Here is a 15,811-nt window from a genome sequence, read left to right as displayed (position 1 = left end):
GCCACCGGAAACATACGATTCAGGAGCGATACTCAATATCGACATCGTGATCGTCATCATCCCAGTCTTCGTCATCATCGACATGCCCCTTGGCAGCCCTGCGTTTGGCGCGATGGCTATCCCGAAGCTCCTCGATACGCTCGCGGGCTTCGCGCTGCATCTGACGCTGCGCCTCCAGTTCAGCCTCAGCCAATTCCGGATCGCGATCCTCCTGCTCTTGGCGCTCCTCCAGGTAATCCATCAAGCGGCCGCTAAGCACATCCGTACCCTCACCGCGAATAGCCGCCACCCGGAACACCGGCCCTTTCCAGCCCAGCGCATCCACAACCGACTGACAGCGCTCTTCCAGTTCAGCAGCAGGCACCAGGTCAGTCTTATTCAGTACCAACCAGCGCTCTCGACCCGCCAGAGTATCGCTAAAACTAGCCAGTTCACGCTCGATAGCGCGGGCGTTCTCCACTGGGTCCGAACCATCAAATGGCGCCAGGTCTACCAAATGCAGGAGCACCCGGCAGCGAGTCAAATGCTTGAGGAAACGAATACCCAGGCCTGCCCCTTCAGCCGCCCCCTCAATCAAACCCGGAATATCGGCAATCACAAAACTGCGATGCCGCTGTACCTGTACCACGCCTAGGTTTGGCACCAAGGTCGTGAAGGGATAGTTGGCAACCTTGGGCTTGGCCGCCGATACCGCCCGAATAAACGTGGACTTGCCAGCATTGGGCAGCCCCAACATCCCCACATCTGCAAGCACCTTCAACTCCAACTTCAGGCTGCGAAGCTCACCCTCGCTACCATTGGTGGTCTGGCGAGGGGCTCGGTTAGTACTCGATTTAAAGCGCGTATTACCCAAACCGTGAAAGCCCCCCTGGGCGACCAGCAGACGCTCACCGGCTCGGGTCATGTCACCAACAGCTTCACCGGTATCCACATCGATTACTGTGGTGCCCACAGGCACTTTAAGAACAAGGTCTTCCCCTTTGGCCCCAGTACAGTTACGCCCGCGCCCAGGCTGGCCGCTCTCAGCGGCGTAACGGGGCTGGTAGCGGTAATCTACCAGAGTGTTGAGGGAATCATCGGCCTCCAGGTAGACGGAACCGCCATCACCGCCGTCACCGCCGTCCGGACCACCCTTCTCTACAAACTTTTCCCTGCGGAAACTCAGGCAGCCATTGCCGCCTTTACCCGCCTGCACAAATATGGGCGCCTCATCGACAAACTTCATAATCACTCCACCGCCACAGCGGTTGTCTCATCCGGTGCGCACATACACACACCTACCATCATATTCATCATACCAGCCGACAAGCCGCCACTCGCAGGCATCTGCCGCCCCAACTTCCCACCACCCTCTATTAGGGCTGCCCCAACAAAAAAGCCCCGCAATAGCGGGGCTTTTTATGAAGCTAGGGCTTGCGACCGCTTAAGCAGTTTCGATAGAAACGAACTTGCGGTTGTTGGGGCCTTTAACTTCAAACTTCACAACGCCGTCCGCAGTGGCGAACAGGGTGTGATCTTTGCCCATACCAACGTTAACACCAGCGTGGAACTTGGTGCCACGTTGACGAACGATGATGTTGCCTGCCGCTACAGCTTGGCCGCCAAAGCGCTTCACGCCCAGGCGTTTACTCTCGGAATCGCGACCATTTCGCGTACTACCGCCAGCTTTCTTATGTGCCATGAGTCGTTACTCCTCTCTTATGCCTTGATGCCAGTGATTTTAACTTCGGTGTACCACTGACGGTGGCCCTGGCGCTTCATGGAGTGCTTACGACGGCGGAATTTGATGATCTTCACTTTCTCGCCGCGGCCGTGGCTTACCACTTCAGCAGATACTTTAGCGCCGTCTACAACGGGAGCGCCGATGTTGATTTTGTCGCCATCAACGACCATCAGCACTTTGTCGAAATCGATGGTTTCGCCAGTAGCTACTTCCAGCTTTTCCAGGCGAAGTACTTCGCCTTCTTCTACACGGTGTTGCTTACCACCGCTCTCAATAACAGCGTACATATTTCTATGCTCCGGTATGGACGACACGAAGCAGCGGGAGGACTATCGAGTCACTGCTCCGCATTTCGGGAGCTTGCGCCGTGTTGTTTAACATCTATTTCGCCGGCGGCACCAGCAACAGTAAAGCCGCGGAGCCCGCAATCGACGGGGCGCAGATTCTAATCAATTCGCCGGGTTGATACAATAGCGGCCCTCTGCCGCCCGAGCCTTCGGGGGCGCCTGTCTAGTCGTATTAAGGAACTCTCAAATGCTGCCTTTTCACCGGGTCGCCGCCGAAGACTTTGCCGCGGTCAACCAGCGTATTCTCGACCAACTGCACTCGGATGTCCCCCTGGTGGAAAATATAGGCCACTACTTGGTTGAGGCCGGCGGCAAACGCCTGCGACCCCTGCTGGTGCTGCTATGTGCCAGGGCCTGCAACTACCAAGATGAGGGCCATATTGATCTGGCCACCATTATCGAATTTATCCACACCGCCACCCTGCTACACGATGATGTGGTGGACACCTCCGATATGCGCCGCGGCCGCCTTACCGCCAATGCCAAATGGGGCAATGCACCCAGCGTCCTGGTGGGAGACTTTCTATACTCCCGTGCCTTCCAGATGATGATTGCCCTACAGGACATGCGCATCATGGCAATCCTTTCTGATACCACCAATACCATTGCCGAAGGTGAAGTACAGCAGCTGGTAAACGCCGGCGACCCAGAGGTCAGCGAAGAAAACTACTTCAGTGTAATTTATAAGAAAACCGGAGCGTTGTTCGAAGCGGCCTGTGAGACCGCCGCCGTTTTGGCCGACTGTTCCGCCGAGGAACAAAATGCCCTGAAACTGTATGGACGCCATTTAGGCCTCGCATTCCAGCTGGTGGATGACGCCCTGGATTATCGAGGCAACCCGGAAGAACTAGGCAAAAATGTCGGCGACGATCTTGCGGAGGGCAAGCCCACACTTCCCCTGATCTACACCATGGCCAATGGCAGCCAAAACCAGGTGGCTCTGGTAAAGGAGGCGATTGAACAGCGCAGTGCAGCAAAACTGGTAGAAATTGTCGAGGCTATTGAGGCCTGCGGAGCACTGGATTACACCATGGAGCGGGCCCGCGCTGCCGTGGAGGATGCCAAAGCTCAGTTGGATTTCCTACCCGAGAGTGATCAAAAAACCGCACTACAACAACTAGCTAGCTTTGCCGTGGAGAGAAATGTCTAGCAAGCTCGGAGTATCGTCCTATCCCTAGATACGAGAAGGCCAGATGTCGTAAACCAGCACCCATTAAAAAAGCCCCATAAAATGGGGCTTTTTTAATTTCAAGGTGGCAGCGCATGAAGCCTATCCAGAGCTGATCAGGAAATCACGAACGAATCAGCTTTAGTAGCTCTTCGGTCTTCTCACGCATCAAAGCCTTATCCCCGCGGGACTCAACATTGAGGCGAATCACGGGTTCAGTATTGGACATGCGTAAATTAAAGCGCCACTCGGCATAAGCCACGCTCAGGCCATCCACATGCTCGACACTGAGTGCATCTGCACCATACTTTTCCTCTGCAGCTTTAATAACCGCTGCCGCATCCTGCACCTTGGAGTTGATCTCACCCGAGCAAGGGAAAGCCGCCATGCGCTCCCCGACCAACTGGGACAGAGTCTTACCGCTTCGACTGACCAGCTCCGCCACCAACAACCAGGGGATCATGCCACTATCGCAGTAGGCGAAGCCACGGAAATAATGGTGTGCACTCATCTCACCACCATAAATGGCATCTTCTTTACGCATGCGCTCCTTGATAAAGGCATGGCCAGTTTTACTTTGAACCGGCTCACCCCCAGCAGCACGCACAATAGCTTCCGTATTCCACAGCAGGCGCGGATCGTGGACCACTTTGGCGCCTTTGTGCTTGACCAGAAAGGCCTCGGCAAGCAGGCCGACCACATAGTAGCCCTCGATAAAATCACCGTTTTCATCGAAGAAAAAACAGCGGTCAAAATCTCCATCCCAGGCAATACCAAAGTCGGCGCCACTCTCACGCACCGCCTCTGCAGTAGAGGCACGGTTTTCCGGTAGGATTGGGTTGGGGATACCGTTGGGGAAATTCCCATCTGGCTGATGGTGAACCCGCACAAACTCAAAAGGCAAGTGAGGGGCTAGCGCATCGACAACTGCACCTGCACCACCATTGCCCGCATTCACTACCAGCTTCAAAGGCTTCAGCGCTTTACTATCAACATAACCCAGTAAGTGCTCAACAAAAGCCGGCCTGTGCTCAAAGCTCTGCAGTTCACCGCGCTCTGCAACAGGAGCAAAGTTGTTTTCCTCTGCCAGGCGCTTGACTTCCAATAACCCGGTATCCCCACTAATCGGCCTACTACCCGCGCGAACAAACTTCATGCCATTGTAATTCATGGGGTTATGGCTGGCGGTAACACAGATACCGCCATCAAAATCACCATGGAAAGTAGCGAAATACACTTCTTCGGTGCCGCATTCACCAATGTGGAAGACATCGGTACCAGCGTCGCGCAAACCGTTCACCAGGGCATCCGTCAGCTCACCACTGGTAACTCGAATATCATGACCAACCACAACACGTTTCGCCCCCAGAAATTGGGCAAATGCCCGTCCCACCCGATAAGCCACTTCGGTATTCAGCTCATCAGGCACGCGGCCACGCAAATCATAGGCTTTAAAGCAGGTCAGCTCTGACACTTATTTTTTCTCCTCGGCGGCCTGTTCCGGCAGATACACACTTTCAAAGACGTGGTTAGTGGCCTCAATAAACCCTTCCACAGAGCCACAGTCAAAGCGCCGCCCCTTAAAAGCGTAAGCAAGAACACAGCCCTGGCGCGCCTGGGTCAGCAACGCATCGGTAATTTGCACTTCTCCATTTTTGCCCGGCGGGGTATCGCGGATGAGATCAAAAATATCTGGAGTGAGAATATAGCGGCCTATGATTGCCTTATTGCTTGGCGCATCTTCAGCGGCCGGCTTTTCCACCATATCCGTTACCTGGTATAGGCCCGGCTTGATTTCATTGCCGGCAATCACACCGAATTTATGAATCTGCTCCATAGGCACTTCTTCGACGGCCACAATGCTGCAGCGAAACTGCTTGTAAAGCTGCACCATCTGCGAAAGTACACCAAGGTCATTATTCAGACACAGGTCATCCGCCAAAACTACCCCAAATGGCTCATCCCCTACTAGGCGGCGTCCCTGTAATATCGCATCGCCCAAACCACGCATTTCACCTTGGCGGGTATAAGAAAAGCTGGCACTGTCAATCACCTTCCGAACAGAGTCCAAATAGCGCTCTTTACCTGTCCCGGCAATTTGGTGCTCCAGCTCGTAATTGGTATCGAAGTGGTCCTCAATAGCGCGCTTACCGCGCCCAGTAACGAAACCTATCTCTGTCAGGCCGGCTTCGATGGCCTCTTCTACCCCATACTGCACCAACGGCTTGTTCACCAATGGCAACATTTCCTTCGGCATCGCCTTGGTGGCTGGCAGGAAACGGGTGCCGTAACCGGCAACCGGGAATAAACATTTTTTGAGCATTATGCTCCCCCATGAACTTAAAACGAGCGCTCCCCCGCTCCCGGCGGGAACCTAACATAGCTAAAAAGAGAGTTCACTTACAAAGGATGGCGTCAAATTCCCTCAATGTGTCAGCGCTCTACACAAATGATCATATAAGATGTTGTGAAGGTAATTACTACGACAGTCACAAAAATAATTTTGACTGACTGGACAAGCGACACACAGCGCTTAGAATGCCCGCTCTTACAAAAACGCTCAACATGAGTTGCGTAACCACCCAAAGCCGGGGAGAAGATGAGTAATTTTGTTCAAAAAAGTAGCTACAACAGAGAGGAGCTACTGACCTGCTCCAGCGGAGAGATGTTTGGTCCAGGCAACGCACAATTGCCCGCCCCCAACATGCTGATGTTGGACCGTATCACCCATATATCAAAAGAGGGGGGAGCATATGATAAGGGTGAAGTCATCGCCGAGCTGGATATACACCCCGACCTCTGGTTTTTTGATTGCCACTTTCCCGGTGACCCGGTAATGCCCGGGTGCTTGGGGCTCGATGCCATGTGGCAGCTCCTAGGCTACTTTTTGGCCTGGAAGGGTAATCCCGGGCATGGCCGTGCCCTCGGCTGTGGGGAGGTAAAGTTTACCGGTCAAATTTTACCTACCAGCAAGAAGGTAACCTACCACATTCAATTGAGTCGGCTTGTTGAACGAAAGCTGGTTATGGGTATTGGCGATGGTACTGTGTCAGTGGATGGGCGTGAAATCTACACTGCAAAAGACCTTCGCGTTGGTTTATTTACTCGTACTGATAACTTTTAACTTTATAAAGCTCAGGCGGGCAAAACTTTAAAGGCCTTTACTACCAAGTACTGTTGGAGATCACTATGCGTCGGGTAGTCATTACCGGGATGGGCATCACATCCTGTATCGGTACCAATACAAAAGAAGTTACCGATTCACTAAGAGCAGGCCGCAGCGGTATCCGCTTCCAGGAGGAGTACAAAGAGCTAGGCCTGCGTAGCCAGGTTGCAGGCCCTGTGGATATCGATTTCAAAGAACATATAGACCGCAAGCAACTGCGCTTTATGGGAGATGCTGCCGCCTATGCTTACATCGCCATGCGAGAGGCAATCGAAATGTCCGGCTTGGAGGAGAAAGACATCTCCAACCCTCGAACCGGCATTGTGATGGGTTCCGGCGGCACCTCCACCCAAAATATTATTGATGCCGCACACACGCTCAAGGAAAAGGGGGTTCGCCGTGTCGGCGCCTACCGAGTTCCCCAGGTGATGAACAGCACCGTTTCAGCCTGCTTATCCACACCCTATAAAATCAAAGGTGTGAACTACAGCATCTCCTCCGCCTGTGCCACAAGTGCCCACTGCATCGGCAACGGTGCCGAACTGATTCAGATGGGCAAACAGGATATTGTCTTCGCCGGTGGCGGTGAGGAACTGGCCTGGAGTCTCACGCACCTGTTCGACGCCATGGGCGCCCTATCGAGCAAGTTTAACGACGACCCCACTAAGGCCTCACGCCCCTACGATGCCGATCGGGATGGTTTTGTTATCGCCGGTGGTGGTGGCTGTCTGATTCTGGAAGAAATGGACCATGCACTCGCCCGCGGCGCAACCATTTACGCCGAACTCACTGGCTACGGCGCAACTTCTGATGGATACGATATGGTGGCCCCGAGTGGAGAAGGCGCAGTGCGCTGCATGCAGCAAGCCCTAGCGGGCATGGATGGCAATGGGCTGCAAGGCGGTGTGGACTACATCAACACCCACGGCACCTCAACCCCGGTCGGCGATATCGCTGAGCTAAAAGCCATGAGCGAAGTCTTTGCCGGCAAAGTGCCCGCATTTGCCTCCACCAAGTCTCTAACCGGACACTCCCTCGGCGCTGCCGGCGTGCAGGAGGCCATCTACAGTCTGCTAATGATGCAAAATAACTTTATTGCCGCTTCCGCCAATGTGGAGCACCGGGACCCAGAAGCGGAAGGGATGGATCTAGTCACTGAATTGCGCGAGTGCGAGATTAAGCGTGCCATGTCCAACAGCTTTGGTTTCGGTGGTACCAACGCTTGCCTAATTTTCGATAAAGTTTAAAGCCGTTATCTTGATCCAAATAAAAAGGGCGCCAATGTGGCGCCCTTTTTATAATCGCTTATAGAGCTATTCCTGCATCTCCGCGTCCAGACGCTCCAGCCACAGCTCCACCTGCCTAGTGAGACCTTGACGCCAGCTATGCTGCTGTATGCCAAAGACATCGCGCAACTTACCACAGGCCAACACCACCCCCCGGTTCTGGTCCGGCCCGGTTTCCAGTGCGCTGAATTGTGCGAACCTGCCCTCGTCGTAGAGTGACTGGGCTCGCTCCACAACCTCAAGGGCAAACTCCACCGCAGTACAGTCATCCGAGCTGCCGTAGTGATAGATCCCTCTAGCCTCAGCACCACTGGCTAGTTGCTGCGCCACTGCAACTGCAACACGAGCCAGATCCAGGGCCGTGACCGGGTTACCGCTATTACAGCCATCCAGTGTGACCGGCTCACCCGTCACAAAACCCCGTAACACCCGCCCCAGCAGAGCATCCGGATTGCTATCCACCATCCAGCCAAAACGCAGAACTGTCAGATTCTCAAATTCTGATAAGGCTTCCTCACAAGCCAGCCATTGCCGCCCACTGTGAGATTGAGGTGCAGCTACCTCATCCTCGTCGTATTTCCTCGGTTCACCACCGGCAAAGACCGCATAGGAAGAGAGGTGAATAACATGCTGACAGGAGCACTGTGCCAATGACTCAGCAATCTCTAGGGCTTCCGGCATACCCTGGTCATCCGCGCATGCCGACGCATTAATGACAATAGAGGCGGGGCGCAACTTATCGAGTTCTGCGGGTGCAAGCAGCTGTATACGGAAACCAGCACGCTGCAGGCGTTTCTGCAGCGCGCTATCGATATCGTTTCCGGCGCGAATTAGCGCAACCCGATCCGGCTTATATCCGGTATGTAGATCAGACACAGGACAGGCCTGTTTTAGAAGGGGATATCGTCGTCAAAGCTATTATCAAAACCACCGGCAGGGCCCTGGCTTTGCTGCTGCGCAGGTTGCTGTTGGTTACTGGGAGCCGGGCGCCCCTGATTACCCTGCTGATAGCCACCTTGCTGGAAACCGCCCTGCTGTTCGTAACCGCCTTGCTGACCGCCCATCTGGCTCCCCATAGCTGCACCTGCCGCACCCATTGCGGCACCGCCCATACCCTGACCGAAACCGCCCTGCTCTCCGCGACCATCCAGCATTTGCATTTCGCTGGCAACAATCTCCGTAGTGTAGCGATCCTGACCAGTATTCTTATCCTGCCATTTACGCGTGCGCAGCGAACCTTCTACATAGACCTTTGCACCTTTACGTAAATACTCACCGGCAATCTCTGCCAAGCGGTTGAAAAATACTACGCGGTGCCATTCAGTGCGCTCCTGCTGCTGGCCAGTCTGCTTATCCTTCCAGCTCTCGCTGGTGGCTAAGCTGATATTGGTAACCGCACCACCGCTCGGCATATATTTGGTTTCCGGGTCATTACCCAGATTGCCAATTAAGATTACTTTGTTGATACCCCTGGCCATGGCCCTCTCCTCTCTTCGACCCGGGTCCCACCCGGAGCACTAATCATTCAATATTAAATTTCAGGTACGGTTTCACTCGTACTCTGAGTATGTAAGCACGCAGCCACTTACAGCTGCAGACAGTGTATTTTTATACAGCAGCATACAACAGACACCCACTGTTAGTAAGCGCTACCCTCACGGATGTCGGAGAGCCGCTCGCGCAGAGCCCACCAAAGCAGTATCCAAATTGCCACTACAGCAAAACCGAGCCCCGCTACAGCACTGGTGCCACCGAGTCCATACAGATATCCGCCCAGACTACCGCCGACAAAGGTGCCAAAAAACTGTAGCGTCGCATACAGACCCGAAGCTGCCCCACGGGCATCCTCCGGGGCTTTGCGAGTCAACTGGGCCGGCAGCAGGGCCTCCAACAGATTGAAGCCCACAAAGAAAATACTCAGCAGCAGTACAACTGTTATTGTTCCATTCATCGGCAGTAACGCCGCGCTGCCAGCAACCAGAGCTAGCGCCGCCAGGTTCAGCGCAAGCGGCACTTTGCCAGTGCGCTCGGCCATTCGCATTAAGGGCAGCATAATGATAAAGGTGCCCAGCATTAGTGGACCATAAAGTTTCCAGTGCTCATCCGCCGGCCAATCCAGGCGATCGACTAGCACCAGTGGCAATGCCACAAACAGCGCCGTCAATAGTAAGTGAGAAAAGAAGGCCCCGCTGACCAGGCGCCAGGTCAGGCCACTACCCAATACTTTGCGGAAACCGCCCTTAAATACCGCAGGGCGCTTTGCTACTTGAGGTGTTGGCACCACCCGCCATACCAGCAACATGCCGAGTACGGCCAGTACTGCTGTCAGCCAGAAAATGGCCGGCAGTCCGCCAACACCCGCGAGTGCCGGGCCCAGTATTACCGCCAACATAAAGGCCACACCGATCGAGGCCCCGATCACGGCCATGGCAATGCCGCGCTTCTCATCCCGGGTCAAATCAGCCACCAGCGCCATCACTGCGGCAGCGATCGCTCCACACCCCTGTAACACCCGGCCGACAATCAGCCCATATACGGAATCTGTCTGAGCAGCGACGATACTGCCTAGGGCGAATAGCGCTAGGCCGGTATAAATTACGGGTTTTCGGCCCCAGCGATCAGACAGAAGTCCCAGCGGAATCTGCAATAAGGCCTGACTCAAACCGTAGGCACCCATGGCCAACCCCAGCAGCATCGGAGTGCTATCACGATAGCCTTCACCGTACACCGTGAGCACCGGCAGCACCATAAACAGGCCGAGCATGCGAAACACATAAAGGGAAGCCAGCCCACCCAGGGCTCGGCGCTCAATAGAATTCATGCAGCTCCCGGAACAGCGTCAAAGTGGGCGCGCATTGTACAGCGAGTGAGCGCCAGGCTGTAGTGGGAGCAGTACAACTTTCGCGGAGATCTAGCCTCGACCATAGTCGTCATCGAAACGGACTATATCGTCCTCGCCCAGGTAGCTGCCGGACTGCACCTCGATCAGCTCCAGAGGGATGGTGCCGGGATTTTCCAACCGGTGCGTAACCCCCAGGGGGATATAGGTAGATTGATTCTCGGTAACCAGCAGCTCTTCATCACCGCGGGTCACCCTTGCGGTGCCACGCACCACAATCCAGTGCTCCGCGCGGTGGTGGTGCATCTGCAGTGAAAGCTGTTGTCCAGGCTTAACCACGATGCGTTTTACCTGAAAACGCGGACCCGCATCGATAGAGTCGTAGTAGCCCCAAGGTCTATACACCTTGCGGTGTCGCTGGGCCTCACTGCGGCCGGAGCGCTTGAGGCTCCCCACCAGTTTTTTCACCTCCTGAACCCGCTGTTTGTCAGCAATCAGCAGGGCGTCGTCGGTATCCACCACCACCAGGTCCTCTACACCGAGTAAACTGACCAAGCGACTCTCCGCACGCACAAGGCAACCGCTGCTGTCTTCCTGCAGCACATCTCCTTGCAGCAGGTTGTCGTCGTCATCCCGCTCGGCCAGCTCCCACAAACCCAGCCAGGAGCCCACATCGCTCCAGCCAGCATCCATAGGCACTACAGCCGCCGACTCCGTAGGCTCCATAACCGCATAATCCACAGATTCATCGGCACAAGCGGCGAAGGCCTCTCTATCCACCCGGGTAAAGTCGATATCTCGAGCGGCCTGCTCATAGGCTGTGCGACAGGCACCGAGAATATCCTCTCGATGCTGGCCCAGTTCCTCCAGATAACGGGAAGCGCGGAATAGGAACATACCGCTATTCCAGGAATAACCGCCATCGGCCAGATAGGACTCAGCTGTCTCGGCATCAGGCTTTTCAACAAATTCTGCGACTGCCCAGGCACCAGCAGAAAGCCCTTCTCCGCGGCGGATATAACCGTAACCGGTCTCAGCTCTTGTCGGAACAATACCAAAAGTCACCAAATGTCCCTGCTCAGCCAAGGCCCGGGCAGGCTTGAGTGCCTCCTGAAAGGCCGCCACATCGGCCACCGCGTGGTCCGCCGGCAGTATCAGTAACAGGGGGTCTTTACCAGATTCAAGCGCAGCTAGGGCCGCCAGAGCGATAGCGGGTGCCGTATTGCGCGCACAGGGCTCTAGCAAAATAGCTTGGGCACCGTGACCAATCTCGCGCAACTGCTCCGCTGCAGCAAAGCGATGCTCCTCATTGCACACTAAAATCGGAGCCTGTAGCTGTGCCACGCCTTCCAACCGCCTCGCGGTGGCCTGCAACATGGTTTCTTCACCTGTTAGCGGCAAAAATTGCTTTGGGTAGGTTTCCCGGGACAGTGGCCACAGGCGCGAGCCAGTGCCGCCACAAAGAATTACAGGGATCATCAGCGCTATCTGTTCATCGGTTGGTTTTTTGCGGTAGACGATTTTGGCACATTGGGTCGCGAGTTTATACTCGGCTGTTTTCCCGGCACCGCAGTTGTGATCGCCCCGTGCGGAGCAAGTCCGTGGCCCGGCCCAGTATTAGCAGCAATATAGGTAGAGCGTGGACACGATTTATGTGAGGGGTGCTCGCACCCACAACCTGAAAAATATCGATCTGGACATCCCCCGCGACAAGCTGATCGTGATAACCGGACTGTCTGGTTCCGGTAAATCCTCCCTGGCCTTTGACACCCTTTACGCTGAAGGCCAGCGCCGCTATGTGGAATCCCTGTCCACCTATGCACGGCAATTCCTATCGATGATGGAAAAGCCGGATGTGGATACTGTTGAGGGACTGTCGCCGGCCATCTCCATTGAGCAGAAGTCCACCTCCCACAACCCGCGCTCCACCGTGGGCACCATTACTGAGATTTACGACTACCTCAGACTGTTGTTCGCCCGTGTCGGCGAACCGCGCTGCCCGGAACACGACGAACCGCTACAGGCCCAGACCGTGAGCCAGATGGTGGATCAGGTACTGACCCTGCCGGAGAGCACTAAGCTGATGCTACTGGCACCCGTAGTACGCGACCGCAAGGGCGAGCACCAGCATGTATTTGAACAGCTGCGCCGTGACGGCTTCGTTCGAGCACGTATCGATGGCGTTATCTGTGATCTGGACGACACGCCCAAGCTGGACAAGCGACGCAAGCACACCGTAGAGGTTGTGGTAGACCGCTTTAAGGTGCGCGATGACCTGCAGTTACGCCTGGCGGAGTCCTTCGAAACTGCTTTGAATCTCACCGATGGCATCGCTTCCATCAGTTTTATGGATGGTGACCAGGAAGACCGACTTTTTTCCGCACGCCACGCCTGCCCCGTCTGTGACTATTCACTGGACGAACTGGAACCGCGCCTGTTTTCCTTCAACAACCCGGCCGGCGCCTGCCCCAGTTGCGACGGCCTGGGGGTTAAGCAGTTCTTTGACGAGGATAAGGTGATTCTCGACCCAGAGAGCAGCATCTCCGAGGGTGCTATTCGCGGTTGGGACAGACGCAACATCTACTACTATCACATGCTCGACTCCCTCGCCGAGCACTACGGCTTCGATCTGGACAAACCCTGGAAGAAACTACGCAAGGGGCACCGCAAGATCATTTTACAGGGCAGCGGCGATGAGGAAATCGACTTCAGCTATGTGAATGATCGCGGCGATGTTACCGTGCGGCAGCACACTTTCGAGGGCATTATTCCCAACTTCCAACGCCGTTATCGGGACACCGAATCCCAATCTGTACGCGAAGAACTGGCCAAATACCTGAGCACACAAAAATGCCCTGAGTGCCATGGCACCCGACTGCGTCGCGAGGCCCGTCATGTCTTTGTGGACAATCGTACCCTGGCACAGATTACCGAGCTGCCCGTCGGCGATGCTTTCAACTATTTTGATCACGAGCTGACCTTCAGAGGTGCCCAAAAAGAAATTGCCGATAAAATTCTTAAAGAGCTGCGCGATCGCTTTCGCTTCCTGGTAGATGTGGGGCTCAACTACCTAACTCTGAATCGCAGCGCAGAAACTCTATCTGGCGGTGAGGCACAGCGGATTCGCCTGGCCAGCCAGATCGGGGCCGGCCTGGTGGGCGTAATGTATATCCTCGACGAGCCTTCTATTGGCTTACACCAACGGGACAACGAACGCCTACTTAACACTCTTACCCATCTACGCGATATCGGTAACACAGTCATTGTCGTTGAGCACGATGAGGACGCTATCCGCAGTGCCGACTTTATTGTCGATATAGGCCCCGGTGCCGGTGTTCACGGTGGCGAAGTAGTCGCGGCTGGTACCGCGGATAAAATCACCAAATGTAAAAAATCTCTCACCGGACAGTACCTGTCCGGAAAAAAGAAAATTGCTGTACCGGAAGAGCGCTATATCCCCAACGAGGACTATATGCTGCGCCTCGAAGGTGCCAGCGGCAACAATTTGCAAAACGTAGACCTGGAAATCCCCGTAGGCCTCTTTACCTGTGTCACTGGTGTCTCGGGCTCTGGTAAATCTACCCTAATCAATACCACCCTCTACCCTCTTGCTGCCACAGCACTCAATAAAGCCACCACCTTGAAGGCCTCCCCATATGAGTCCGTTCATGGGTTAGAGCATTTCGATAAATGTGTGGATATCGATCAGAGCCCTATAGGTCGCACCCCAAGGTCTAATCCGGCCACCTACACAGGTATTTTTACCCCGATTCGAGAGCTATTTGCCGGTACCCAGGAAGCGCGCTCACGTGGCTACAAGCCAGGCCGTTTCAGCTTTAATGTAAAAGGCGGTCGCTGTGAGGCTTGTCAGGGCGACGGTGTGATCAAAGTCGAAATGCATTTTCTACCGGATATCTATGTGCCCTGCGACACCTGCCATGGTAAACGGTACAACCGCGAAACTCTGGAAGTACATTACAAAGGCAAAAATATCCACGAGGTATTGGAAATGACAGTGGAAGATGCGCGAGAGTTTTTTGACCCCGTGCCCGCAATTGCCAAGAAATTACAAACCTTGATGGATGTCGGTCTCTCCTATATCAAACTTGGCCAGGCGGCCACCACACTTTCCGGCGGCGAAGCGCAGCGAGTAAAACTCTCTCGTGAACTGTCCAAGCGCGACACCGGCCAAACCCTGTATATCCTTGACGAGCCCACCACTGGCCTGCATTTTGCCGACATCCAATTATTACTGGATGTCTTGCATCGCCTGCGCGATCACGGCAATACCATCGTGGTTATCGAACACAATCTAGACGTCATTAAAACTGCCGACTGGATTGTGGACTTAGGCCCGGAAGGCGGCTCCGGTGGAGGACAGATTATTGCAGCAGGGACTCCAGAGGATGTGGCAGAAATGAAAGTTTCTCATACCGGCCGTTTCCTTAAACCCATGCTTGGATAAATTGATGGCCAGAGCGCTTGGCCCCCTCGGCACTTTTCTGGCAAATCTCTATGCTGCTCTTAAAAGACTCTGAGTATTTTGTCTTGCTTCAGGGGGCTCCCCCTGAAGCAAGAGAAGTGCCTCTGTGAATTACTCGAAGACTCCCCTTACCTTTTAAAGACCTAAATAAATGAATTTTCTCAATAAAGAAAGGCTCAACTTAATAATTGCATTATGCGCAATTTTAATTTCTATAGCCTCTTTTTATGCCACTTATCTGCAAGCCAAGGCCGCAAATAAACAAGTCCGAGTTATGACTATGCCTGTGGTTAAATTTGACCAAGGAAACTTTGATGGAGCGACACAAAAACCAACTATAATTTTCTCATTACATAACGCCGGCTCGGGACCCGCAATCCTGAAGTCTCTAGAGTTCACTTATCATGATAAGACTTACTCAGACCTTGAAGCGTTTCTAACCTCTTGCTGCCACAAAGAAGAAAAAAATTTATATCAGACGATTCACGATCTAGAAAATAAAGGAGAAAGTACTCTCGCGGCAAGGAGTGGCTTAAACACAGTAATATTGGAACAAGCCATTATCGCTTCACATTTCTCCCTAAAATTCTTGACACTTCAAAGAACAGCCGCCAATGAACCACTTTGGACAAAGTTAAATGCATTAAGAAATGACATTGAAGTGAAAGCATGTTTTTGCTCACCTCTGGGCGACTGCTATGAATCAAAAGGTGTGCAAATTTCTTCAGAGGTGAAGTCTTGCCCTACAAGTTGAAAATGAAATAGTTTAGGCCTAAAGATGAGTGTAAGTCGAAGGGAC

General features: G+C 54.0%; 14 protein-coding genes. 5 read left to right on the top strand and 9 right to left on the bottom strand.

Annotated elements, in window-relative coordinates; translation table 11 throughout:
• Positions 1-19 precede the first annotated feature (19 nt).
• The 3 genes from cgtA to rplU form a co-directional block, all read right to left on the bottom strand.
• The gene (cgtA, locus tag ACJJIJ_RS20895; protein ID WP_444891406.1) at positions 20-1,225 is read right to left on the bottom strand and encodes an Obg family GTPase CgtA; all 1,206 of its coding nucleotides are present in this window, start codon (positions 1,223-1,225) and stop codon (positions 20-22) included.
• 198 nt (positions 1,226-1,423) lie between these two features.
• Positions 1,424-1,681: a 50S ribosomal protein L27 gene (gene rpmA / locus ACJJIJ_RS20890; protein WP_067086922.1), complete on the bottom strand. Its 258-nt coding sequence runs from the start codon at positions 1,679-1,681 to the stop codon at positions 1,424-1,426.
• 17 nt (positions 1,682-1,698) lie between these two features.
• Positions 1,699-2,010 carry a 50S ribosomal protein L21 gene (gene rplU / locus ACJJIJ_RS20885; RefSeq protein WP_252084438.1) on the bottom strand — a complete coding sequence of 104 codons (312 nt, stop codon included), beginning with the start codon at positions 2,008-2,010 and terminating at the stop codon, positions 1,699-1,701.
• 247 nt (positions 2,011-2,257) lie between these two features.
• On the opposite strand from rplU, the gene ispB reads away from it, so the two are divergent.
• Entirely contained in the window at positions 2,258-3,220 is a 963-nt protein-coding gene (ispB, locus tag ACJJIJ_RS20880; RefSeq protein WP_252084437.1) for an octaprenyl diphosphate synthase, read from the top strand.
• 142 nt (positions 3,221-3,362) lie between these two features.
• On the opposite strand, the gene ACJJIJ_RS20875 is transcribed toward ispB, so the two are convergent.
• Both ACJJIJ_RS20875 and galU read right to left on the bottom strand, forming a co-directional pair.
• Complete coding sequence (locus ACJJIJ_RS20875) at positions 3,363-4,712, bottom strand: phosphohexomutase domain-containing protein (RefSeq protein WP_444938311.1); 1,350 nt, start codon at positions 4,710-4,712, stop codon at positions 3,363-3,365.
• The gene (gene galU / locus ACJJIJ_RS20870; RefSeq protein WP_252084435.1) at positions 4,713-5,561 is read right to left on the bottom strand and encodes a UTP--glucose-1-phosphate uridylyltransferase GalU; all 849 of its coding nucleotides are present in this window, start codon (positions 5,559-5,561) and stop codon (positions 4,713-4,715) included.
• 276 nt (positions 5,562-5,837) lie between these two features.
• Here galU and fabA point away from each other — a divergent pair, with 276 nt between their 5' ends.
• Both fabA and fabB read left to right on the top strand, forming a co-directional pair.
• Positions 5,838-6,362 carry a 3-hydroxyacyl-[acyl-carrier-protein] dehydratase FabA gene (gene fabA / locus ACJJIJ_RS20865; RefSeq protein WP_252084434.1) on the top strand — a complete coding sequence of 175 codons (525 nt, stop codon included), beginning with the start codon at positions 5,838-5,840 and terminating at the stop codon, positions 6,360-6,362.
• Positions 6,363-6,427: 65 nt separating this feature from the next.
• On the top strand, positions 6,428-7,651 hold the full coding sequence (fabB, locus tag ACJJIJ_RS20860) for a beta-ketoacyl-ACP synthase I (protein ID WP_444938310.1): 1,224 nt from the start codon (positions 6,428-6,430) through the stop codon (positions 7,649-7,651).
• Positions 7,652-7,717: 66 nt separating this feature from the next.
• Here fabB and ACJJIJ_RS20855 read toward each other — a convergent pair whose 3' ends face one another.
• From ACJJIJ_RS20855 to ACJJIJ_RS20840, 4 genes are all read right to left on the bottom strand, one after another.
• Entirely contained in the window at positions 7,718-8,566 is an 849-nt protein-coding gene (locus ACJJIJ_RS20855; protein ID WP_444938309.1) for a sugar nucleotide-binding protein, read from the bottom strand.
• Between the two features lie 14 nt (positions 8,567-8,580).
• On the bottom strand, positions 8,581-9,168 hold the full coding sequence (gene ssb, locus ACJJIJ_RS20850; RefSeq protein ID WP_252084431.1) for a single-stranded DNA-binding protein: 588 nt from the start codon (positions 9,166-9,168) through the stop codon (positions 8,581-8,583).
• A gap of 161 nt (positions 9,169-9,329) precedes the next feature.
• Entirely contained in the window at positions 9,330-10,511 is a 1,182-nt protein-coding gene (locus tag ACJJIJ_RS20845) for an MFS transporter (RefSeq protein WP_252084430.1), read from the bottom strand.
• Positions 10,512-10,601: 90 nt separating this feature from the next.
• The gene (locus ACJJIJ_RS20840) at positions 10,602-12,008 is read right to left on the bottom strand and encodes a mannose-1-phosphate guanylyltransferase/mannose-6-phosphate isomerase (RefSeq protein ID WP_444938308.1); all 1,407 of its coding nucleotides are present in this window, start codon (positions 12,006-12,008) and stop codon (positions 10,602-10,604) included.
• 160 nt (positions 12,009-12,168) lie between these two features.
• On the opposite strand from ACJJIJ_RS20840, the gene uvrA reads away from it, so the two are divergent.
• The gene (gene uvrA, locus ACJJIJ_RS20835) at positions 12,169-14,994 is read left to right on the top strand and encodes an excinuclease ABC subunit UvrA (protein ID WP_444883692.1); all 2,826 of its coding nucleotides are present in this window, start codon (positions 12,169-12,171) and stop codon (positions 14,992-14,994) included.
• A 169-nt stretch (positions 14,995-15,163) separates the two neighbouring features.
• Positions 15,164-15,766 (top strand): hypothetical protein, encoded by a 603-nt coding sequence (locus ACJJIJ_RS20830; protein WP_444887959.1) that lies wholly within the window; start codon positions 15,164-15,166, stop codon positions 15,764-15,766.
• Positions 15,767-15,811: the final 45 nt, after the last annotated feature.

It is taken from the genome of Microbulbifer mixtoriginis (SeqCode) (genome assembly GCF_052467945.1).
This window is presented reverse-complemented; position numbering and strand designations above follow the sequence as displayed.

Coding starts and splice junctions, on each gene's coding strand:
- cgtA (WP_444891406.1), bottom strand. CDS start 1,225: ATGAAGTTTGTCGATGAGGCGCCCATATTTGTGCAGGCGGGTAAAGGC.
- rpmA (WP_067086922.1), bottom strand. CDS start 1,681: ATGGCACATAAGAAAGCTGGCGGTAGTACGCGAAATGGTCGCGATTCC.
- rplU (WP_252084438.1), bottom strand. CDS start 2,010: ATGTACGCTGTTATTGAGAGCGGTGGTAAGCAACACCGTGTAGAAGAA.
- ispB (WP_252084437.1), top strand. CDS start 2,258: ATGCTGCCTTTTCACCGGGTCGCCGCCGAAGACTTTGCCGCGGTCAAC.
- galU (WP_252084435.1), bottom strand. CDS start 5,561: ATGCTCAAAAAATGTTTATTCCCGGTTGCCGGTTACGGCACCCGTTTC.
- fabA (WP_252084434.1), top strand. CDS start 5,838: ATGAGTAATTTTGTTCAAAAAAGTAGCTACAACAGAGAGGAGCTACTG.
- fabB (WP_444938310.1), top strand. CDS start 6,428: ATGCGTCGGGTAGTCATTACCGGGATGGGCATCACATCCTGTATCGGT.
- ssb (WP_252084431.1), bottom strand. CDS start 9,168: ATGGCCAGGGGTATCAACAAAGTAATCTTAATTGGCAATCTGGGTAAT.
- ACJJIJ_RS20845 (WP_252084430.1), bottom strand. CDS start 10,511: ATGAATTCTATTGAGCGCCGAGCCCTGGGTGGGCTGGCTTCCCTTTAT.
- ACJJIJ_RS20840 (WP_444938308.1), bottom strand. CDS start 12,008: ATGATCCCTGTAATTCTTTGTGGCGGCACTGGCTCGCGCCTGTGGCCA.
- ACJJIJ_RS20830 (WP_444887959.1), top strand. CDS start 15,164: ATGAATTTTCTCAATAAAGAAAGGCTCAACTTAATAATTGCATTATGC.